Source organism: Pantoea sp. RCC30.1 (genome assembly GCF_058148845.1).
In genome coordinates, this window is sequence record NZ_JBXUHX010000005.1 from 201,331 (window position 1) to 223,565 (window position 22,235).

Genomic DNA, 22,235 nt, shown 5'->3' on the forward strand with positions numbered 1-22,235 from the left:
GCGCTCAGTAATAAGATTTCACACTAAACTTTTTCCCCACTCTGCCGTTGATCGTGTATTCCCCTAACTTGATCAAAGGTAATTTATGAAGCGTCTCTCTCTCAGCGGACTGAGTCTTGGAGTTAAGCTGTCTGTACTGACGTCTCTCAGCGTTGCGCTGCTGTTGCTGGTACTGACACTGACTCAAAGCCACAACGCCTCGCGCCAGCTGGAAAATCTCGCCATCGATGATATGCACAATCAGGTGCAGGGCATCAGTGAAATGGCCACCATGTTCAACGCTACCCTCTCCGAGGAAGTGGCTCACTACACCGATCTGTTTACCAGCTTCCTGCCTAAGCGCTTTAGCCTGGATGAAAGCTCACGGGTACAGGTTGGCACCTTTTCGACGCCGGTTCTGCGCGCCGGTTTAAAAACACTGAACCTCGACCAGACCGCGGTAGATGATTTCACCGAACGCACCGCCGCGGTGGCGACCATTTTCGTGCGCGACGGCGATGATTTTATTCGTATTTCCACCTCGCTGAAAAAAGAGGATGGCAGTCGCGCAATCGGTACGCAGCTTGACCGCAGCGGCGCCGCCTGGAAAAGTGTTCGCCAGGGCGAAGTCTACCGGGGGCTGGCGACGCTGTTCGGCCATCGCTACATCACACAGTATCAGCCGATAAAAGATGAGAGTGGCAAAGTTGTTGCCATCCTGTTTGTCGGCGTTGGCATTGATAAGCAGTATGCGCTGATGCGTGAAAAAATCCTGGCACGTCAGTTGGGTGATAGCGGTCATTTCTTTGTGCTCAACGGTACACCCGGTAAGACTCAGGGAGAGTATCTGTTCGATCAGCATAACGAAGGGAAACGACCCGTCTGGGATGACGCGACAATGCAGCCGCTGCTGACGCAGCCAAAGGGTATGCAGCAGGTGGAAATCAAGGGTGAGATGCAGATTCTGGCCTGGCAGCAGTTGCCGGACTGGAACTGGGTGATCACCGGCGAAGTTAACCGTGACAGCCTGCTGGCTCCGATTACGCACAGCCGTAACCTGTTCCTGATTACCGGACTGGTTCTGGTGATGGTCTTTGCTCTGGGCTTTGTCTGGTACTGCCGTCGGGCGATTACCCGTCCGCTGCAGCAGGTGATCCATCTGGCGGAGCAGTATGCCGCCGGGAATTTGCAGGTCCATATGGACACCCACCGTCGCGACGAAGTGGGCCAGCTGATCACTGCGATTAACGGCATTGGCGATGGTCTGGAGAAAATCGTCGGTCAGGTGCGCGGCGCGGCGCAGGAGATCAGCGACGGCACGGATACCATCGCGGCCAGCAGCCATAACATCAGCGAGCAGATCGGGCGTCAGGCCAGCAGCGTGGAGCAGACCTCCGCCAGCATGGAGCAGTTTGGTGCCACGGTTGAACACACCGCCGAAAGCCTGCGTCAGGCGATGTCACTGGTGGCCGAAGCCAGCGATATCGTCAGTCACGGCAGCAAGACGGTGGTGCGCTCGGTCAATACTATGTCAGCCATTAAGGTTTCATCGCAAAGCATTGCGGATATCACGCACGTGATTGAGTCGATCGCCTTCCAGACCAATATCCTGGCGCTGAATGCTGCGGTTGAAGCGGCGCGTGCCGGTGAACAGGGCCGTGGCTTTGCCGTGGTGGCCGCAGAAGTGCGAGCGCTGGCTCAGCGCTCCGCGCAGGCTGCCAAAGAGATCGATGGGCTGATTGCGACCTCCATCAGCAACGTGGCAGAGGGCCACCAGCTCTCTGAGCAGACGCGCGATGCGATGACCGACATTGTGACCCACATCGAGCAGGTGCAGGCGCTGATGGGCGAGATCAACGTCGCGGCGCAGGAGCAGGCGGCGGGTATTGGCCAGGTTAATATTGCGATGAACCAGATTAGCCAGGCGACTCATCAGAACAGCGAACTGGTGGCACAGGCGGAAAACAGCGCGCAGAACCTGAGTGATAAAGGGCATCACCTGACCCAGCTGGTCAGCGTATTCAGCCTTAAATCCTGACGTCATTCAGGTCGATGGCATACACTTAATGTTTCGTCCTGAAGAGGAGTTTTGCTATGCGTTACGCTTACTTACTGGTGTTTAGCCTGCTGCTGGCAGGCTGTTCCGCGCTTGAGACCACGCCAAAAGCCCCTCCTGCGCCAACCCAACAGGCGCAGGAGATTTCACGGGCGCAAAGTGGGGGCTTGCCGAAGCTGGGTAATATTACCGTTAACGTGCACGGCTCACCGGATGACGCCCAGCGGGCAGTTGCCGCCCAGGCCAATCAGGCCGGGGCAGCTTACTATCAGATTGTGATGCTGAGCGAGACAGTCATGCCTGGCCTCTGGTACGCAAGTGCGATTCTTTACAGTGCATCACCTGCCACAGGCGCGGTCCAGTAAACGATCGGTAATGGCGGACTCAAGCGGGCGTGAGCCACGCTGGTCGAGCCACTGCTGGCACCATGCATCCGCCAGCGGGGGTTCGGCATATTTCAGCAGCTGAGCGCCCGTCGCCAGATGCAGCAGCGTGCGGGTGACCTCGCGCGCCTGCTCTTCGGGAACGTGGCTAAGCCTCAGACGCAGCTGACGCCAGCGCGTATCGAAATGACGATTACTCCCTTTCACCGCTTCAAACTCCTGACTCAGCATCTCCGTAACCTCTGCCTGACGGGCGAGCACGCGCAGGACATCAAGACACATCACGTTACCCGATCCTTCCCAGATGCTGTTGACCGGCACGTCCCGATAGAGGCGCGGCAGCTCACTCGCTTCGCAATAGCCGATGCCCCCCAGTACTTCCATCGACTCCGCCACGAAAGGCGCTCCCGCTTTGCAAATCTCATATTTTGCCGCTGGCGTAAACAGGCGTGCAAAGGTGACTTCATGCGGTTTTGCTGGGTGTGACCAGGCGCGAGCCAGCCGCATCAGCAGCGCGGTTTGCCCCTCCAGCTGCAGCGCCTGCTGGGCCAGAACCTGACGCATCAACGGCTGATCTACCAGATTTTTCCCCATCACCTGGCGCTGATGAGCATGCCAGACGGCCACCGAGAAGGCGCGCCGCATCTGGCCGTGACTGCCGAGCGCGCAGTCAAAGCGCGTCATGCCGCCCATCTTCAGGATAAGCCTTACGCCTTCGCCCTCCTCCCCGAGCAGCCAGCCGGTCGCGTCGCGAAACTCCACTTCACAGCTGGCATTGGAGCGATTGCCCAGCTTATCTTTGAGCCGCTCAAGCTGGATGGCGTTGCGTGATCCGTCGGGCAACAGACGCGGCAGGAAGAAGCAGCTTAATCCGGTGGGCGTCTGAGCCAGCACCAGATGCGCATCGCTCTGTGGCACAGAGAAGAACCATTTGTGGCCGGTCAGCCGGTAGGCTTCACCCGCGCCGCGCGCGCCCAGCGGTTCGGCGTGGGTGGTGCTGGTGAGCAGATCGCTGCCGCCCTGCTTTTCCGTCATGCCCATCCCGATCAGCAGACCGCGTTTCTGGTCGCCGGGCTGGGCATGGGTGTCGTAGCGATCGCTGAGCAGCGGATCGAGCCAGCCCTCAAATGCAGCGGGCAGATAAGTCTGCAGCAGGGGAATGGCCGCGTGCGTCATGGTCACCGGGCAGAGCGTGCCCGCTTCAACCTGCGCATGCAGAATAAAGCGGGCAGCGCGCGCCACGCTGGCCTGTTCACGTACTGTAGGTTGCCAGCTGAGGTTGTGCAGGCGACTGGCGCAGACGCCCTGCATCAGCAGGTGCCAGGCGGGGTGAAAACGGACCTCATCCATGCGTTCGCCACGGGCGTCGTAGCGCAGCAGTTCAGGCGGCTCAGCATTAGCGAGCCGGCCCAGCTCCAGCGACTCGGCGCTACCCAGCTGTCGGCCAACCGACGCCAGCCATTCCCGATCCCATCCGGCGCCTTCGCGTGACAGAGCCTCGCTCAGCGGCGTATCAGACAGGAACAGGTTGCTGTTGCTCAGAGGATGAGGCTGATTAAAAACGGTGTGTGTTGTCCAGGTCATAACCACTCCTCACGGATGTCACTCAGTAAGTATACCCGTCGTCTTTCAAGCTGCATTTTTGTTGGCTGCGTTCACTCACCCGAATCACTTACCTGAGTAAGCTCATCGGGATTCGTTCTCTTGCCGCCTCAATGCAACCCGAAATTCTTTGGGTATATACGAATGACGCGCAGTTATGCCTGGTACAGAAACTAATTTGTGGCGAGGATCACATCGGGGATCAGGCGTTGCGCTGACGCACCGCTTCAAACAGGCAGACGCCGGTCGCGACCGAGACATTCAGCGAAGAGACGCTGCCCGCCATCGGAATGCTGATCAGCTCATCGCAATGCTCACGGGTCAGACGACGCATGCCTTCCCCTTCCGCGCCCATCACCAGCGCCATCGGGCCGGTCATTTTGCTCTGGAAGACGGTATGGTCAGCTTCACCTGCGGTGCCGACCACCCAGATATTATACTCCTGCAGCAGACGCAGGGTACGCGCCAGGTTAGTGACGCGGATCAACGGCACATTTTCTGCCGCGCCGCTGGCCACCTTTTTGGCGGTGGCATTCAGGGGAGCAGAGCGATCTTTCGGTACGATAATCGCGTGCACACCCGCTGCGTCGGCGCTGCGCAGGCAGGCACCCAGGTTATGTGGATCGGTGACTCCGTCCAGTACCAGCAGGAACGGTTTCTCCAGGCTCTGCAGCAGATCCGGCAGATCGCCTTCCTGATACTGACGACCCGGTTTCACCCGCGCCACGATACCCTGATGCACACCGCCTTCAACCTGACTGTCGAGCCATTTGCGCTCGGCCAGCTGAATCACAACACCCTGAGCTTCCAGCGCGGCGACCAGGGGTTGCAGGCGACGATCGTCGCGGCCTTTGAGGATAAAGACTTCCTGGAAACGTTGTGGGTCACGTTCCAGCAGCGCCTGCACGGCATGGATACCAAAAATAATTTCGCTCATCGATCTGCTCAGTGTTTGGAAAAGAATGAATGACCGCCCTATCTCAGGAGAAAGGGCGGGTGCGCGCATCAGTCAGGCTGCGCCTTTTTTCTGGCGCGCTTCGCCCGGGTGGCGGCGGCGATTTTACGGGTTTTTTCCGAGACGTTTTTACTTTTATTCTCGGTATTTGCAGCGGCGGGCTTGCCCTTGTCACCACGGAACGCAGCGTCCGGCTCGAAGTTAGACTTCTTGCTCGCATCACGACGGCGTTTCGTTGGGGCTTTGTCGTCACGCTTCGCACGGTCACGCGCCGTTTTACCTTCACCACGCACCTGACGCTGGCTGGAGATCAGGGCAAAGTCGATTTTACGCTCGTCCATATGAACCGCTTCAACACGCACTTCAACCGTGTCACCCAAACGATAGGTGCGACCGCCAGATTCACCGATCAGACGCTGACCTACCGGATCAAAACGGTAGTAATCGTTGTCGAGCGTTGAAACGTGGACCAGACCGTCGATGAACAGATCGCTTAAGCGGACAAAGAAGCCAAATCCGGTAACGCTGGAAATGACGCCGTTGAAGACGTTGCCGACCTGATCCTGCATGAAGTCACACTTGAGCCAGTCGGCGACGTCACGGGTCGCTTCATCGGCGCGGCGTTCGGTGAGGGAGCAGTGCAGACCCAGCTGCAGCATCTCCGGCATCTCGTAGTGATAGCCGCCGGTTGCCGTGGTGAGATCTTTGGCATTTTTATCTTTTGGCATCAGGTACTTGATGGCACGTTGTACCAGGCCCTTGCCTTCACCCTGCTCTTTCGCCAGCAGATACTTGATGGCGCGGTGCAGCGTCAGATCCGGATAACGACGGATCGGCGAGGTAAAGTGCGCATAGGACGACAGCGCCAGACCAAAGTGACCGCGGTTTTCCGGATCGTAAACAGCCTGCTTCATCGAGCGCAGCAGCATGGTTTGCAGCATTTCCGCATCAGGACGATCGGCAACCTGCTTCAGCAGCGCCGCGTAGTCGATTGGCTGCGGTTTGTTGCCGCCAGGCAGGCTCAATCCCAGCTCGTTGAGCACGGTACGGAAGCTCTTAATGCTTTCATCAGTCGGGCGATCGTGATCGCGGAACAGCGCCGGTTCCTGATTTTTCTCAACGAAGCGTGCCGAGGCGATGTTCGCCAGGATCATGCACTCTTCGATCAGTTTGTGGGCGTCATTACGTGAAACACGCTCAACACGTTCGATACGGCGCTCGGCGTTGAAGATGAACTTCGCCTCTTCCGTTTCAAACGAGATGCCGCCACGCTCTTCACGGGCTGCTTCCAGCGCATGATAGAGGTTATTCAGCTCTTCAAGGTCTTTGACCAGCGGCGCATACTGCTGACGCAGCTCTTTGTCGCCCTGCAGGATGTTCCAGACTTTGTTGTAGGTCAGACGCGCATGGGAGTTCATCACTGCTTCGTAGTGCTTGAAGCCGGTCAGTTTACCCTTGGTCGAAATGGTCATCTCGCACACCATACAGAGGCGATCGACCTGCGGGTTAAGCGAACATAAGCCATTCGACAGCACTTCCGGCAGCATCGGAACAACCTGCGACGGGAAGTAGACTGAGGTGCCGCGCTGATGCGCTTCGTCATCCAGCGGCGTGCCAGGACGAACATAATAACTCACGTCGGCAATAGCCACCCACAGACGCCATCCGCCACCGCGCTTCTTCTCACAGTAGACAGCATCATCGAAGTCGCGGGCATCTTCACCATCAATCGTGACCAGCGGCAGTTTGCGCAGATCGACGCGGCCTTTTTTGGCCTCTTCCGGAACGTCTTCTTTCAGCTTGCTGACCTGAGCTTCCACTTCCGGCGGCCAGGTGTGAGGGATTTCATGCGTACGCAGCGCCATATCCACGGCCAGGCTGGTGCCCATATCATCGCCCAGAATCTCAGCGATTTTACCGATCGCTTTGCTGCGACGGTTCGGACGCTGGACCAGCTCAACCACCACCACGGAACCCATGCGGGCATTCATCGTCTCTTCAGGCGGGATGAGGATGTCAAAACTCAGGCGACTGTCGTCCGGCACCACGAAGCCGGCACCGGCATCGGTAAAGTAACGGCCAACGATCTGATTGTTGCGGGGTTCCTGCACACGGACCACGCGGGCTTCGCGGCGGCCTTTGCGATCGGCACCCAGCGGCTGCGCCAGGATCACGTCACCGTGCATACAGAATTTCATCTGTTCTGCGGAAAGGTAGAGGTCATCTTTCTGACCCTCTGCCCGCAGGAAGCCGTAGCCATCGCGGTGGCCAATGACTTTACCGCGCAGGAGATCAAGACGTTCTGGCAGGGCATAACACTGACGGCGGGTGAACACCAGCTGACCATCACGCTCCATGGCACGAAGGCGGCGACGCAGCGCCTCAAGGTGTTCTTCTTCCTGCAGATTCATCTCTTCAGCCAGCTCTTCGCGGCTGGCCGGTTTTTCACGTTTTTCTAACAGAGCCAGAATAAATTCACGGCTCGGAATAGGGTTTTCGTATTTTTCAGCTTCTCTATCCTGAAAAGGATCTTTTGACATAGCGGTTCCTCCGATGTCATTTAATATTTATTTCCACCGGCGATCTGGACAAGATGATCTCATAAAGTGGTGTATTTCCTTCGACCAGATCTGCCAACGTATAGCTATCCAGCTCCTGCAAAAATCGCTGCACCGCATCATGTAACGCCTGCTTCAGACGACAGGCTGGCGTGATGGAACAGGACGCACAATCCACTAATTGTAGTGGTTCCATCTGACGTACCACATCGCCAATGACAATCTGACGAGCTGGCATACCCAGACGAATGCCCCCGTTTTTACCACGCGTTGCGGCGACATAGCCCGCCCGGCTCAGCTGATTGATGATTTTGACCATATGATTACGGGACAAACCATAAGTGTTCGTCACTTCCGTAATATTGGTCTGCTGACCTTCCGGCAACGATGCCAGATAAATCAGTGCCCGTAAGCCATAATCAGTAAAACTCGTGAGCTGCACAGTAACCTCAGTGAACCTTCAGGCGCGGCATGACCTTATTCGCCCTGTGATTGATGCCAGGATTAAATCGGATCGCCATTCGATTAGCTACGATGATAAACCAGAGTCTGTCTGGCCGTGCGCTTTTTTAAGCCAGCAGAAGGTTTGACAAGCGAAGGGAGGTTAAGTGGCATCAAAGAATGGAAAAACAAGGGCCGGACAGCGTCCGGCCTGAATGATTACGCGTCGAACGGGTCGCGCAGAATCATTGTTTCACTACGATCAGGGCCGGTTGAGATGATATCAATCGGCACACCCGTTACCTCTTCCACACGCTTGATGTAGTCACGCGCAGCCTGAGGCAAACCTTCCAGCGTCTTGACGCCAAACGTTGTCTCGCTCCAGCCTGGCAGGGTTTCGTAGATCGGCTCAATGCCTTCCCAGTTCTCTGCCGCCAGTGGCGTGGTGGTCACTTCGCGGCCATCAGGCATACGATAAGCCACACAGATCTTCACCTCTTTCAGGCCATCCAGCACGTCCAGCTTGGTCATGCAGAAACCTGACAGGGAGTTGATCTGGACCGCGCGGCGAACCGCCACCGCATCCAGCCAGCCGGTACGACGACGACGACCGGTGGTCGCACCAAACTCATTACCCTGCGCACAGAGGAATTCGCCGGTTTCATCGAACAGCTCGGTCGGGAACGGGCCTGCGCCAACGCGGGTTGAGTAAGCTTTCACAATACCCAGCACGTAGTCGACATAACGCGGGCCAATACCTGAACCTGTTGCGACGCCACCTGCGGTGGTGTTGGATGAGGTCACGTACGGATAGGTACCGTGATCGATATCCAGCAATGTACCCTGCGCGCCTTCGAACATAATCAGATCGCCACGCTTACGCGCGACATCCAGCAGTTCAGAGACGTCAACCACCATGCCAGTGAGGATGTCAGCGACTTCCATCACATCATTCAGCACTTTATCGAAATCGACAGCTGGCTCTTTGTAGTACTCCACCAGCTGGAAGTTGTAGAAATCGACGACTTCTTTCAGCTTGGCAGCAAAGGTTTCTTTGTTAAAAAGGTCGCTGACGCGCAGTGCACGGCGAGCGACTTTATCTTCATAAGCAGGGCCGATGCCACGTCCGGTAGTACCAATCGCTTTGGCACCACGGGCACGTTCACGTGCCATATCCATCGCAACGTGATATTGCAGGATCAATGGACAGGCTTCAGAAATCAGCAGACGTTCACGTACCGGAATCCCGCGCGCTTCCAGGCCTTTCATCTCTTTCATTAAGGCTTCAGGAGAGAGCACTACGCCGTTACCAATGATGCTGGTGACGTTATCGCGCAGAATGCCAGAAGGGATCAGGTGGAGAACGGTTTTTTCACCGTTGATGACAAGCGTGTGGCCCGCATTGTGGCCGCCTTGATAACGCACAACGTAATTCGCGCGCTCAGTCAGAAGGTCTACAATCTTACCTTTACCTTCGTCACCCCATTGGGTGCCCAGTACGACGACGTTCTTACCCATTTCTCAAAATCACCGATTGCTTAAAAAAGGATTCTACCATCTGATCCCATGGTTTTCAGCACTTTTAGCATACGATTGCGCGCTTTTTTGCCTGAGTTTTGATCACTACAACATGTTGGGGATAATGGCGCGACGAGGCACAATTTAGCCGGTCTGAATCTGGGTTCAGAGGTTGCCGCGCAGGCTGAGCATGCAGTAAATCACCATGCCAGCCACCACCAGTCCTCCACCAAAGCGGTGCAGCAGGCGATCGGGTAAGCGGGTCATCGTCAGGATCATGCGTCGCCAGGCGCGCGGCATAAACATCGGTCCCAACCCTTCCAGCACTAATACCAGCGCCAGCGCCATCCAGATGCTTGTTTTCATTCTGATACCCAAAAAAAAGGGCCGACAACATTGTCGGCCCACAGGTTATATCAGTTCTTAACGGGTCGCGTTAGAGGGCGCCTTCATATATCGGAAGAAGTCGCTATCCGGGCTTAACACCATCACATCCTGATCGCTATTGAAGCTGTTTTCATAGGCACGCAGGCTACGAATAAAGGCGTAGAAGTCCGGATCTTTGCTGAACGAATCGGCAAACAACCGCGCCGTTTCCGCATCACCGTCACCGCGTGTAATCAGCGCTTCACGCTGGGCTTCAGCCAGAGTACGGGTGACCTGGTAATCGGCCTGAGCACGCAGTTTTTCTGCCTCTTCCTGACCCTGCGAACGCTGGCTACGTGCTACTGCTTCACGCTCAGCACGCATACGGTTGAAGATCGCATCGGACACTTCGGTCGGCAGGTTGATCTGCTTGATACGCACATCCATTACCTGAATACCTAATGCCGCCATACTGTTCGGATTCGGTGCTGGCTCGCTGCTGTTGGTTTCACGCTCGACACGGGCCGCTGCGCTGGCAATGGCGTCATCCGCCGCAGGAGTTGCGATTTCATCATCGCTGCCTGCTGAACCGGTGTTCAGCGCGTCACGTACATCAGTCGTCAGGCGACCACGTGAGTCCGTTACGATATCTTTCACATCCAGACGACCCATTTCAGAACGTAAGCGGTCACTGAACTTACGTTTCAGCAGCACTTCCGCCTGAGAGACATCACCGCCACCCGTCGCCAGGTAGTAGCGACTGAAGTCGCTGATACGCCACTTAATGTAGGAGTCCACGATCAGATCTTTCTTCTCTTTAGTGACGAAGCGATCGGCCTGGTTATCCATGGTCTGAATGCGTGCATCCAGCGTTTTAACCGTTTCCAGGAATGGGATCTTAAAATGCAGTCCCGGCGCGAATACCTGCGGTTTGTTTTCGCCATCGCGCAGGACTTTACCGAAGCGCAGAACAATGCCTCGCTCACCTTCCTGCACCACAAACAGCGACGCATAGAGCGCCACCAGCACGATAATGATCAAAAATACTATTGGCTTACGCATCGATTACTCTCTCCCTTCGCGCTGGCTGTCGCTGCGCTGAGCATTTGCCCGACGCTGATCCATGATGTTGTCCGGACTGTATGACGACGTGTCATTGCGGCTGGCGCTGCGATCGGACATAGCCGGCAGCGAAGAACTGTTACTGCCCTTCTGGCCGCTCTGACCCGGTGCAGCCTGCGTGCCACGCATCAGTTGATCCAGCGGCAGCACCATCAGGTTGTTACCCCGATCGTTAACCAGGACTTTGCGGGTATGGCTCAGCACACGCTCCATGGTTTCGATATAAAGACGCTCTTTGGTGATTTCAGGTGCGGCTTTATATTCCGGCAGAATCTTGGCGAAACGCGCCACTTCACCCTGCGCTTCCAGAACGGTACGCTCTTTGTACGCGCGCGCCTCTTCCAGAATACGTTGCGCCCTACCGTTAGCACGAGGCTGAACTTCGTTGGCGTAAGCTTCTGCTTCACGGACGTACTGCTCACGGTTTTCACGTGCAGCAATCGCGTCATCAAACGCAGACTTAACCTCTTCCGGCGGACGGGCAGCCTGGAAGTTGACGTCCACTACCGCGACACCCATGTTGTAAGGACGAATTGTCTCGTCGATTTCACGCTGGGTTTCGCTACGCACCACGGTACGGCCTTCAGTCAGAATGCGGTCCATGGTAGAGCGACCAATAACACCACGCAGCGCGCTGTCAGTCGCCTGACGCAGGCTGTCATCTGCGCTGGTTACAGCATAGAGATAACGTTCAGGATCGGTCACGCGGTACTGCACGTTCATTTCGACGCGCACAACGTTCTCATCCGAGGTCAGCATGACGCCAGAAGCGGCCAGTTCACGCACCGATTCAACGTTAACCGCACGCACCTGATCAATGAACGTCGGCTTCCAGTTCAGACCCGGTTCGACCAGGTGACTGAACTTACCGAAGCGCGTCACCACGCCACGTTCTGCTTCCTTGATAGTGTAGAAACCGCTTGCAGCCCAGATGACTACAGCAGCAACAGCCACGATGCCAACAATTTTGCCACCGCTGCCGGAGCCGCGCTGACCGTTGTCGCTCTGTTTGCCACCGCCCAGTCCACCAAGCTTCTTGCTCAGCTTACGGAAGATATCATCCAGATCAGGAGGCCCGGATTCCCGTCCTCCCTTATTCCCCCCAGAGTTGCCGCCTTGATTATTGCTGCTTCCCCACGGGTCGCGGTCCTGTCCGTTATTTCCGGGCTGATTCCACGCCATGTTTCTACTCCATTTATTGTAATTACGATTTTTACCCTTCATCTTTCGGATTGCAGCGGTGTTGGCTGCCTTCGCTTACCCCAGTCACTTACCTACGTAAGCTCCCGGGGATTCACTCAGTTGCCGCCTTGCTGAAATCCGAAATACTCCGGTAAATCCTGCGTATTAGGGCATGCAACGAAAATGCGACAATCTTCAATTTTTAAGGTAAATGCGTTGGGCAATATCAAACAATGTAACTGGTCAGCGACGGTTCCTGCTTACATAAACGCATCCACTCAATGATGGGCATACGTATCTGCAATCCTACACTGCCGTCTTCTTCATTCCACTCTTTCTCAATCGCCTGCAACTGATAGAAACGGCTGCGAAGACGCCCCGCTTCCGGTGGCAGACGTAACGCGTGCTGGGCAATTTCACCCGCAAGACGCTCTGAAAGCGCCTGCCATAACAACGGAACGCCAACACCGGTCTGGGCGGAAAGCCAGACACGAATCGGCAGATTCTCTTCGTTACGATCGATACGCGGTTCGAATCCGTCGAGCATATCGATTTTATTCATCACCAGTAACGTCGGGATTTCGTCTGCTTCAATCTCTTCCAGTACGGCATCCACGGCTGCGATATTTTCTGTGACGCGCAGGTCAGCGCCATCGATCACGTGCATTAACAGCGTCGCCTGACGTGTCTCCTGCAGCGTGGCTTTAAAAGCGGCAACCAGATCGTGAGGAAGATGGCGAATAAAGCCGACCGTATCCGCCAGCACCACGTCCCCGACATCGGCAACATTCAGACGACGCAGTGTGGGATCGAGTGTCGCAAACAGCTGGTCTGCGGCAAAGACGTTGGCAGAGGTCATGGCGTTAAAGAGGGTCGATTTACCGGCGTTGGTGTACCCCACCAGCGAAACCGTTGGCACGTCCGCTTTTGCACGAGACTGACGTCCCTGCTCACGCTGTTTCTCAACCCGCTCAAGACGAGACAAAATCTGGCTGATACGTCCGCGCAACAGGCGACGGTCTGTTTCTAACTGCGTTTCACCCGGACCACGTAAACCGATCCCGCCTTTCTGGCGTTCAAGGTGAGTCCAGCCGCGTACCAGACGTGTCGCAAGGTGGCGTAGCTGTGCCAGCTCAACCTGCAATTTACCTTCGTGGGTACGTGCGCGTTGGGCAAAGATATCCAGGATTAAACCGGTGCGATCAATGACCCGGCATTCGCACAGGCGCTCGAGGTTTCTTTCCTGAGCGGGCGTAAGGGCATGATCGAATAATACGACCGATGCTCCAGTTGTTTTTACCGCATCGGCAATTTCAACGGCCTTTCCTTCACCGACAAAATACTTGGGATGTGGCGCTTTACGGCTGCCAGTAACCACTTGCAGCGCCTCAACGCCAGCAGAAGAGACCAGGGTTTCGAACTCCTGCAAATCTTCTACTTCTTTGTCTTGGGAGAACCAGATGTGTACCAGTACGGCCTGCTCACCGGCTTCATAACGGTCAAACAAGCTATAACCTCGCTAAATAAAAGACCAGGACGGAAAACCTTTGTTCTCCGTTCCTGGCTGTACGGTGACGCGTTATTCTGCGTTATCACCGTCTTGTTGTGGCTGTGGCTGTGCAGTCGTGTTGCTGCCGCCATGATGGTAATTGTTGCTGCCGCCACCGGTATTATTGCTATGGTGAGAAACCGGGCGCGAAGGAACAACGGTAGAAATGGCGTGCTTATAAACCATCTGACTTACCGTGTTTTTCAACAAAATTACGAACTGATCAAATGACTCAATCTGACCCTGCAGCTTAATACCGTTAACCAGATAAATCGAAACCGGAACACGTTCACGACGCAGTGCGTTCAAAAACGGGTCTTGTAATGATTGCCCCTTAGCCATTCTATCTTTTCCTTATATGCTTGTTGTTTGTTGCTAGTAGAACCTATGGTTCGAAAAAACTGCGTAAAAATTTGCGCACGATAACCCATCAATTGTACACAATCACCCATGCTTCGCACTAAGAACCTGTAACACTGTATCACGCGCCAGCCGGGGCTCGTCACTGTCAAGCCAGTGAACATTTTCCCAACCGCGTAACCAGGTCATCTGCCGCTTAGCAAGCTGCCGGGTTGCGCAAATTCCCCGATAAACCATCTCGCTGTAATCGATTTCGCCCGATAAATAAGACCACATCTGACGATAGCCGACACAACGAATGGAAGGCATGTCCGTATGCAAATCACCTCGTGCAAAAAGGGCCCGAGACTCCGCTTCAAATCCTGACGCCAACATCTGCTCAAAACGCAACGCGATGCGCTGATGCAGCAATTCACGGCTCGCGGGGGCGATGGCAAACTGGTGCACGTCGTAGGGTAACGCTTCACCGGATGTTTTTGTCAGTTCCGTTAAAGTTTTACCCGAAATAAAAAAAACTTCCAGTGCTCGCGAAAGTCTCTGCGGATCATTCGGATGAATACGACTGCCGGCAACCGGGTCGATTTCACACAGCTGGCGGTGTAAAGCATCCCAGCCTTTTTCACGCGCCGTTTGCTCTATCTGCTGACGAACGTCGGGATCGGCCGAGGGCAACGGCGACAATCCTTCAAGTAACGCCTTGAAGTAGAGCATGGTTCCACCAACAAGCAACGGTATTCGTCCGGCTTCAACGATTTCCGCCATTTCTGCTAAAGCATCCCGCCGGAACTCCGCTGCCGAATAGGCTTCGGCGGGATCGCGGATGTCGAGCAGACGATGGGGCGCCACTGCTAACTCCTCAGCCGACGGTTTCGCCGTGCCAATATCCATCTGACGATAGATTAAGGCAGAATCAACGCTGATTAGTTCAACTGGTAACTGCTTACGCAACTCAATGGCTAAAGCAGTCTTGCCAGAAGCCGTGGGTCCCATCAAAAAAATAGCCTTTGGCCGGCCAGCCTGGTTTAGTTCACTCATGCTTCAACGCGTTAACCGCGCTCTCAATCTCTATGGGCTGTAATAAGCCTGAAGGCGGCGATTTCAGCAGCTGTGGGCAAAGCCGTTCAAGCTCTGCCAGCAGGTTGATCGCCTGTGAGTGATTCCAGTCGGAGAACTCTGTTTCCTGACGCCGCGCCAGCCACTGGGCCAGTTGCGTCGCAGAGTTATCCTGCTGCCGGGCGAGATAGCCTAACAGCTCAGGAATCAAGATTTGTAAATTTTGTGTTCGTAACGGTAAAGGCACCGCGCGCAGGGTCACGTGGTCGCCGTCGCTCTGGAGATCGATACCCATCTGATTGAGCAGGCTGCTATTTTCTTTCGCTGCTTGTCGTTCATCCAGGGCGATTTTCAGCCGTACCGGAATGAGCAGCGGCTGCGGTTTAAGTCCCTCTTCACCCGGTTCAAGCTGCGCCTGTTTCAGCCAGCGCGCCGCAACCGGCAGCGCCATCAGCATTAACTTCTGTTCCTGCTCCAGCAGCGCATAGTGATTGTGCAACACCGTCAGCACCCGACCAAAACTCTGTGCATGCGCGGCCAGCGGCGAGGGCCTGTCGGCCAGAGGCGTTGCCGGCTCGCGGGCTTTAAGTGGCGGTGTGGCGCTGACGGGGGTTTTCAGAAGCTGCTGATAAACCGCGCCTTCACGCTGACGATAAACATTCTCTTTGTTCTGCCAGGCGGGTGCCGCTGCGGGCTGCGTTTCACGCGCGGGCGCTGAGGGTTTTCGCTCACTGGCGGACGCCGCAGGCTGGGCAAAATGATTTCCCCCGGCCGCCTGACGATTTTCTGGCTGCCAGCGCGGCGCGGGTTCTTCGGCCTGCAGCGCGGGCAAGGTGGTTGACGCCATCGCCTGAAGGGCGCTGACCACTCCCTGATAAATAAAATCATGCACCAGGCGTGACTGATGAAAACGCACTTCATGCTTTGCCGGGTGAACGTTGACATCCACCTGATGCGGATCGATCTCCAGATAGAGCACGTAAGCGGGCTGCTGGTCATCCTGAAGCTGGGTCTGAAACGCCTGGCGGATAGCGTGGTTGATCAGCTTGTCACGCATCATACGGCCATTGACGTAGCAATATTGCAGATCGGTGACCTGACGCGAACCGGCCGGATCGGCGACCCAGCCGCGCAGCGAGAGGTCGTCATGCTGCCAGTCGATTCGCAGCGCATGCTGCATAAAGGTAGTGCCGCAGATCGCCGCCAGACGCCGTTCGCGCTGGCTCTCCTCGCTGACGGCCCGATACTGGCGCATCATCTTGCCGTTGTGGCTCAGCGAAATCGCAACGTCAAAACGCGCCAGTGCAATACGACGGATCACTTCGTCGATATGACCGAACTCGGTTTTCTCAGTGCGCATGAATTTACGGCGTGCCGGAGTGTTGTAAAAGAGATCCAGCACTTCCAGCGTGGTACCACAGGGATGCGCCGCCGGTTTAACCGCCACCGTCATATCACGCCCTTCCGCATAAGCCTGCCAGGCTTCGGTTTGATCGGCGGTCCGTGAGGTTAAGGTCAGGCGAGAGACAGAACTGATACTGGCCAGCGCTTCACCACGAAAACCCAGGCTCATAATTGCTTCCAGGTCATCGAGTGAGGCTATTTTACTGGTGGCGTGTCGGGCCAGCGCCATCGACAGCTCACTTTTCACGATACCGCAGCCGTTATCACGGATGCGGATGAGCTTTGCGCCGCCCTTTTCAATATCCACGTCAATGCGTGTTGCGCCCGCATCCAGGCTGTTCTCCACCAGCTCTTTGACAACCGATGCAGGACGCTCAACCACTTCACCCGCCGCAATCTGGTTTGCCAGCTGGGGCGGTAAAATTTGAATCGGCATGGTTTTCCTTTTAGCTGGCAGCCCGGCACAACGGCCGGGCAAACAATCAGGATGCAGGAATTTTCAGGTTCTGCCCCAACATGACGTTGGTCGACTTCAGGTTATTGGTCTGCATTATCGCTTTTGGGCTGACGCCGTAGTGGGCGGCAATGCCGGTCAGCGAATCACCGACCACAACTTTATGGCGCACCATACCGCGTGGCGCGGCGCGCGTGGTCCGACTGGCAGACGCACTGGCCGGAACTTTCAGCCGCTGTCCGACCCAGACCACATCCCGTTTCAGCGTGTTCATTTCACGCAGGGTGTCCATGCTGACGCCATACTTCGCGGCAATGCCGGAGAGTGTCTCACCTCGCGCCACCGTATGACGCTGGGTGACACCAGTATACTGCGTCACGCCGGTCGCCGGATTACTGGCTACGCTGACCACTGGCGACGAGCCCAGCGGCCGGTTTTCCTCCTTTGGGATGGATTGTAGCGGGTGCGCCAGGAAATAAGTGCGCAGACCTCTGTAGATCGACTGCGCAATCTTATCCTGGTGTGCGCTACTGCCAAGCAGTCGCTCCTCCGAGGAATTACTGATAAAGCCGGTTTCCACCAGCAAAGAAGGAATATCCGGTGAACGCAGCACGCCAAGGCTGGCATGCTCAGGCAGACGCTTATGCAGCGACGTTACGCTGCGCAGCTGCTGCAATACTTTCTGGGCGATGTCATAACCAACACGCTGCGAGTGACCAAACTGCAGGTCAAGTACCGCCTGGCTGAGGTAAGGGTCGGCCTGACTGTTCGCCAGCAGGTCCCCTGCGCCGCCCAGCAGCTCAGACTGTTTCTCTTTCTGCTCGAGCCAGTTAGCCATCTCGTTATTCGCGCGACGGTTGGATAATACCCAGACCGATGCACCGGTCGCCGCATGACTCGGCGCGGCGTCAGCGTGAATCGACACCAGTACATTGGCATTGGCTTTACGCGCCACATCGGAGCGGCCCATGACTGAGATAAAATAGTCGCCATCACGCGTCAGCACGCCTTTGAACATCGGATCGTTGTTCAGCAGCACCCGCAGTTTACGGGCAATCGCAATCGTGACGTTCTTCTCTTTTAGTCCGCGTTGCCCGATAGCGCCCGGATCCTGGCCGCCATGTCCGGCATCAATCGCCACAATCACGGTGTCATTCTGGCTGATCGCACGACCAGGACGCACGGTGCTGGCGGTGCTGGTCACGGACGTCACTGGATTGGAATTAAACGGGTTAATCGCGTCGGCACTCTGGGTTGGCACAGGCCTCGGGGCCGAGACCGGCGCAGGCACACTGCGCGTAATAGCAGGCGCCTTACCGGTAATGGTGAAGACCACGCTGTAGCTGTTGCCATTGCGCTGGGTGGCCGCCCGGGTTTTCCCCGCCTGTGTCAGTTCAAACACCAGCCGCACGCTCTGTTTATCTTTAGGCGTGCTGGTACGAATCCGCTTTACGATATTTTCGCCGCTGAAGTTAAGCGGTAACCCCTGAACCACGCCGCTCTGGCGCACATCAAGCACGACACGATTTGGGTTGTGCAGAGGGAAGAACGCATAGACCGGCTGTCCGGCAAAGTTCAGGGTGATGGTGGCCTGACTGTCGCCATTGGCCACTTTGATATCGGACAGGGTGGCGGCAAAAAGGGGCGTACAGACCAGCAGCAACAAGGATACGAGCGCTATTTTCATCCGTGATATCATGCCTGATCCCTGCCCTGATCAACGTGTTCAAGCGATTGCTGTCCCGACGGGGATTGTGCCGTCAGCTCCGCTTCACGCGCCTCACCCACATAACGCAGCGTTAAGGTGAGATCGGGCGACGGCAGAAAACCGGCTCCCTGCTGCGGCCATTCCACCAGACAGATGGCATCGCCGCTGAAGTAGTCACGGATACCCATGAACTCAAGCTCTTCGGGATCGGCAAGGCGATAGAGATCGAAGTGATAGAGCGTACGGTCGTTCAGCGTGTAAGGCTCAACAAGGGTGTAAGTGGGACTTTTCACGTTGCCCTGATGGCCCAGCGCCTGCAGAAAGCCGCGGCTGAAGGTGGTTTTACCCGCCCCCAGATCGCCATAGAGATAAATCACTGCCGCGCTGCCACAGGCGCGCGCCAGCTGAGCGCCCAAACTGAGCGTAGCCGCCTCATCGGGCAAAGAGATAACACAGGTCTTCATGCTTCTTTATTCATCTCAGGATTAACAAACTGCCACAGCAGATCCAGTAAATCAGTTGCGAGCATACCGCGTGTACCGCGTTCTGCAGCCACGGCATCGGCCGCTGCACCATGAGCCACGCATCCAGCACAGGCCGCATCAAACAGCGTCAGTTTCTGACCCACCAGCGAGGCGATAATACCACTCAGGAGATCGCCCATACCGCCAGAGGCCATACCGGCATTGCCCACATCCGCAAAGGCCATTTCGCCCTGCTCGCTGGCAATCAGCGTACCGGCACCTTTCAAAACCACCACGCCACCATAACGCTGCGCCAATGTTTGCGCTGCATGTAAGCGGTCACTCTCAATTTCACTGGTCTCGATATTCAGCAAACGCGCCGCTTCGCCAGGATGCGGCGTAATAATGCGATTCTGACGTTTCTCAGCACTGATTGCCAGCAGGTTAAGCGCATCCGCGTCCCAAAGCATCGGCTTTTCACTGCCCGCGACCTGCTTTAGCGCTCGCTTTCCCCATTCCCGCTGACCCAGACCAGGCCCAATCGCGATAACATCGGCCCACTCCAGCGCCTGCGTCAGCCGTTCATCAGTCAGTTCATCGACCATAACTTCGGGTCGGGCGGTAAGAATCGGAATAATATTATCTTTGTGAGTAAGTACTCGCACTAACCCACTGCCGCTGCGTAGCGCAGCCTCTGCGGTCATTCGCACTGCGCCAGCGGTACCGGCATCGCCCCCGACGACCAGCAGCCGGCCGTGACTTCCCTTGTGCGAGGTCGGTTTACGCGGTTTTAGCCAGCGGGTTAATGCGCTGGCATCGTATCGCGCGATGGGCGCCGCTTCGCCCGCCAGAAAAGCGGCAAGGCCGAGATCGGCATAGTAAAGCTTTCCGATATAGTCTCGCGCCTTGCCGGTGATCTGACCCGGTTTCAGTGCGACCACACTTAGCGTATGACTGGCATTAATCACCTCGCCTGGCGCAGTGCCGTTGCGGGCGGATAAGCCGGAAGGCATATCGATGGCGAGTATCGGTGCTGCATGGGCATTTGCCTGCTGGATCAGGGTGGCATAGGGTTCTTTGGGCGCACGATTGCTGCCGGTTCCCAGCAGCGCATCGACAATCACATCGATCTGCTCTGGCCAGGCTGCATCGGCTGCATGAATTTCACCGCCCGCATCCAGCCATGTCTCCCGCGCACGCTGCGCCTCTTCCGGCAATGCTTTTTCACTTTCGCACGCCAGCAGCGTAACGGTTTTCCCAGCCGCCTGCCCCAGCCGCGCCAGCACGTAGCCATCGCCACCATTGTTGCCGTGACCGCACAGAATCAGCCAGTGGCTGGCCTCAGGCCAGTGCGCATTCAGATGCTCGTAAGCGGCCTGTCCGGCACGCAGCATTAGTTCATACAGCGTAATCCCAAGCGTATCGGCTCCCTGTTGCTCAAGCTGCGCCACGGCCTGCGCAGGCCAGACAGAATATGGTAAACTTCGGCTGTTTTTCTTCGAATCCTGGTCACTCATGTCATACCCTCTCGATCTTCATCAGCTCGCACAACAGATTAAACAGTGGGGATTGGATCTCGGCTTTCAGCAGGTCGGCATCACCGATACCGATCTCAGTGCAGAAGAGCCGCGCCTGCAGGCGTGGCTGGACAAGCAGTATCATGGCGAGATGGAGTGGATGGCGCGACACGGCATGATGCGGGCGCGCCCTCATGAGCTGCTACCCGGCACGCTGCGCGTCATCAGCGTTCGCATGAACTACCTTCCGGCCAAAGCTGCCTTTGCCAGCACGCTGAAAAATCCCCAACTGGGCTATGTCAGCCGTTATGCATTAGGTCGTGATTACCACAAAGTATTACGCAATCGACTGAAAAAGCTCGGAGAAATGATCCAGCAGCACTGTGGCGAGTTGAATTTCCGACCGTTTGTGGATTCAGCACCGCTGCTTGAGCGACCGCTGGCGGCCAAAGCGGGACTCGGCTGGACTGGCAAACATTCGCTGATACTGAACCGGGAAGCCGGCTCCTGGTTTTTCCTTGGCGAACTGCTGATCGATATTCCGCTGCCGTTAGATACCCCGCAGGAGGAGCAGTGTGGTCGCTGTGTCGCCTGCATGACCATCTGCCCCACCAGCGCTATCGTTGAGCCTTACGTCGTCGATGCCCGGCGCTGTATCTCCTATCTCACCATTGAGCTGGAAGGTGCTATCCCGGAAGAGTTTCGTCCGCTGATGGGCAACCGGATTTATGGCTGTGATGACTGCCAGCTCATATGTCCGTGGAATCGCTATGGACAACTCAGTGACGAAAGTGACTTTTCACCGCGAGCCGCGTTACATGCGCCGGAGCTGGTCGATCTGTTTCAGTGGGATGAAGCAAAGTTTTTACGCATCACTGAAGGTTCAGCGATTCGCCGCATTGGTCATTTACGCTGGCTGCGTAATATTGCCGTCGCGCTGGGTAATGCACCCTGGTCACCCGAAGTTGTTCAGGTGCTGGAACAGCGACTGGGTGAGAGCGAACTACTGGATGAACATATTCTGTGGGCAATTACGCAGCAGCAGCAGAAACGCAAGCAACTCGTGGTTGAAGTGCAGCCTGCCCAGCAGAAGCGGCTAGTCCGTGCAGTAGAGAAGGGTTTGCCGCGTGATGCGTGATTGACCAGCCCTGGCGCATATTATCGTTTTCCACATGCTGTGAATAAAAATAAAAAGCTGTTGTCATTCAACTGCAACAACGCTGATTTTACTGCGAAATAACAAATTGAAATATTTTCATGGATATAAATATCAACAGCTTATGTAAAAGTTGTGTTTATTTAATAATGAGGCTATCGCTTCGGTTAAAGAACAAGGCTGTGGATAACTCTGTTCAAAAACAATTTACAGATCGCCGTAACGGGCGCAGATGATGGGGTATCGTGCTGTGGATAACCTTCAGGAAACAATCAAAAATCACGCAACCTAAACTGCCGTAAAACGGACTGATACAGGGGTGATGTTAAAACTGGAGCGGGAAACGAGACTCGAACTCGCGACCCCGACCTTGGCAAGGTCGTGCTCTACCAACTGAGCTATTCCCGC

General features: G+C 56.0%; 18 protein-coding genes and 1 tRNA gene. 3 read left to right on the top strand and 16 right to left on the bottom strand.

Annotated elements, in window-relative coordinates:
- Positions 1–85 precede the first annotated feature (85 nt).
- Complete coding sequence (locus AC2LB6_RS07205) at positions 86–2,017, top strand: methyl-accepting chemotaxis protein (protein WP_490092987.1); 1,932 nt, start codon at positions 86–88, stop codon at positions 2,015–2,017.
- 56 nt (positions 2,018–2,073) lie between these two features.
- Complete coding sequence (bsmA, locus tag AC2LB6_RS07210) at positions 2,074–2,400, top strand: biofilm peroxide resistance protein BsmA (RefSeq protein ID WP_490092988.1); 327 nt, start codon at positions 2,074–2,076, stop codon at positions 2,398–2,400.
- Here the strand turns inward: bsmA and AC2LB6_RS07215 are convergent.
- The 15 genes from AC2LB6_RS07215 to nnr form a co-directional block, all read right to left on the bottom strand.
- Positions 2,374–4,002, bottom strand: coding sequence for an isovaleryl-CoA dehydrogenase (locus AC2LB6_RS07215; RefSeq protein WP_490092989.1), 1,629 nt, complete (start codon positions 4,000–4,002; stop codon positions 2,374–2,376). The two genes, bsmA and AC2LB6_RS07215, sit on opposite strands and share 27 nt — an antisense overlap.
- A 220-nt stretch (positions 4,003–4,222) precedes the next feature.
- Positions 4,223–4,957, bottom strand: coding sequence for a 23S rRNA (guanosine(2251)-2'-O)-methyltransferase RlmB (rlmB, locus tag AC2LB6_RS07220; RefSeq protein WP_179898656.1), 735 nt, complete (start codon positions 4,955–4,957; stop codon positions 4,223–4,225).
- 68 nt (positions 4,958–5,025) lie between these two features.
- The gene (gene rnr / locus AC2LB6_RS07225; RefSeq protein ID WP_490092990.1) at positions 5,026–7,515 is read right to left on the bottom strand and encodes a ribonuclease R; all 2,490 of its coding nucleotides are present in this window, start codon (positions 7,513–7,515) and stop codon (positions 5,026–5,028) included.
- Between the two features lie 16 nt (positions 7,516–7,531).
- Positions 7,532–7,975, bottom strand: coding sequence for a nitric oxide-sensing transcriptional repressor NsrR (nsrR, locus tag AC2LB6_RS07230; protein WP_490092991.1), 444 nt, complete (start codon positions 7,973–7,975; stop codon positions 7,532–7,534).
- A 218-nt stretch (positions 7,976–8,193) separates the two neighbouring features.
- Positions 8,194–9,492, bottom strand: a complete 1,299-nt coding sequence (locus AC2LB6_RS07235; RefSeq protein ID WP_136197349.1) for an adenylosuccinate synthase — start codon at positions 9,490–9,492, stop codon at positions 8,194–8,196.
- A gap of 165 nt (positions 9,493–9,657) precedes the next feature.
- Complete coding sequence (locus AC2LB6_RS07240; RefSeq protein WP_490092992.1) at positions 9,658–9,858, bottom strand: DUF2065 domain-containing protein; 201 nt, start codon at positions 9,856–9,858, stop codon at positions 9,658–9,660.
- Positions 9,859–9,915: 57 nt separating this feature from the next.
- The gene (gene hflC / locus AC2LB6_RS07245; protein ID WP_490092993.1) at positions 9,916–10,920 is read right to left on the bottom strand and encodes a protease modulator HflC; all 1,005 of its coding nucleotides are present in this window, start codon (positions 10,918–10,920) and stop codon (positions 9,916–9,918) included.
- Positions 10,921–10,923: 3 nt separating this feature from the next.
- Positions 10,924–12,162, bottom strand: a complete 1,239-nt coding sequence (gene hflK, locus AC2LB6_RS07250) for an FtsH protease activity modulator HflK (protein ID WP_490092994.1) — start codon at positions 12,160–12,162, stop codon at positions 10,924–10,926.
- Positions 12,163–12,388: 226 nt separating this feature from the next.
- Entirely contained in the window at positions 12,389–13,669 is a 1,281-nt protein-coding gene (gene hflX / locus AC2LB6_RS07255) for a ribosome rescue GTPase HflX (protein ID WP_090966223.1), read from the bottom strand.
- Between the two features lie 72 nt (positions 13,670–13,741).
- The gene (gene hfq, locus AC2LB6_RS07260; protein WP_010256116.1) at positions 13,742–14,053 is read right to left on the bottom strand and encodes an RNA chaperone Hfq; all 312 of its coding nucleotides are present in this window, start codon (positions 14,051–14,053) and stop codon (positions 13,742–13,744) included.
- A 102-nt stretch (positions 14,054–14,155) separates the two neighbouring features.
- Positions 14,156–15,106, bottom strand: a complete 951-nt coding sequence (gene miaA / locus AC2LB6_RS07265; protein ID WP_090966225.1) for a tRNA (adenosine(37)-N6)-dimethylallyltransferase MiaA — start codon at positions 15,104–15,106, stop codon at positions 14,156–14,158.
- Positions 15,099–16,964: a DNA mismatch repair endonuclease MutL gene (gene mutL / locus AC2LB6_RS07270; protein ID WP_490092995.1), complete on the bottom strand. Its 1,866-nt coding sequence runs from the start codon at positions 16,962–16,964 to the stop codon at positions 15,099–15,101. Before mutL ends, miaA begins: the two co-directional genes overlap by 8 nt.
- A gap of 46 nt (positions 16,965–17,010) precedes the next feature.
- Positions 17,011–18,681 (bottom strand): N-acetylmuramoyl-L-alanine amidase AmiB, encoded by a 1,671-nt coding sequence (amiB, locus tag AC2LB6_RS07275; RefSeq protein ID WP_490092996.1) that lies wholly within the window; start codon positions 18,679–18,681, stop codon positions 17,011–17,013.
- Positions 18,678–19,154, bottom strand: a complete 477-nt coding sequence (gene tsaE / locus AC2LB6_RS07280) for a tRNA (adenosine(37)-N6)-threonylcarbamoyltransferase complex ATPase subunit type 1 TsaE (RefSeq protein WP_490092997.1) — start codon at positions 19,152–19,154, stop codon at positions 18,678–18,680. Before tsaE ends, amiB begins: the two co-directional genes overlap by 4 nt.
- Positions 19,151–20,671 (bottom strand): bifunctional ADP-dependent NAD(P)H-hydrate dehydratase/NAD(P)H-hydrate epimerase, encoded by a 1,521-nt coding sequence (gene nnr / locus AC2LB6_RS07285; RefSeq protein ID WP_490092998.1) that lies wholly within the window; start codon positions 20,669–20,671, stop codon positions 19,151–19,153. Before nnr ends, tsaE begins: the two co-directional genes overlap by 4 nt.
- Here nnr and queG point away from each other — a divergent pair.
- Complete coding sequence (queG, locus tag AC2LB6_RS07290) at positions 20,670–21,809, top strand: tRNA epoxyqueuosine(34) reductase QueG (protein ID WP_490092999.1); 1,140 nt, start codon at positions 20,670–20,672, stop codon at positions 21,807–21,809. The two genes, nnr and queG, sit on opposite strands and share 2 nt — an antisense overlap.
- A gap of 350 nt (positions 21,810–22,159) precedes the next feature.
- On the opposite strand, the gene AC2LB6_RS07295 is transcribed toward queG, so the two are convergent.
- Positions 22,160–22,235: transfer RNA gene (locus tag AC2LB6_RS07295), tRNA-Gly, on the bottom strand.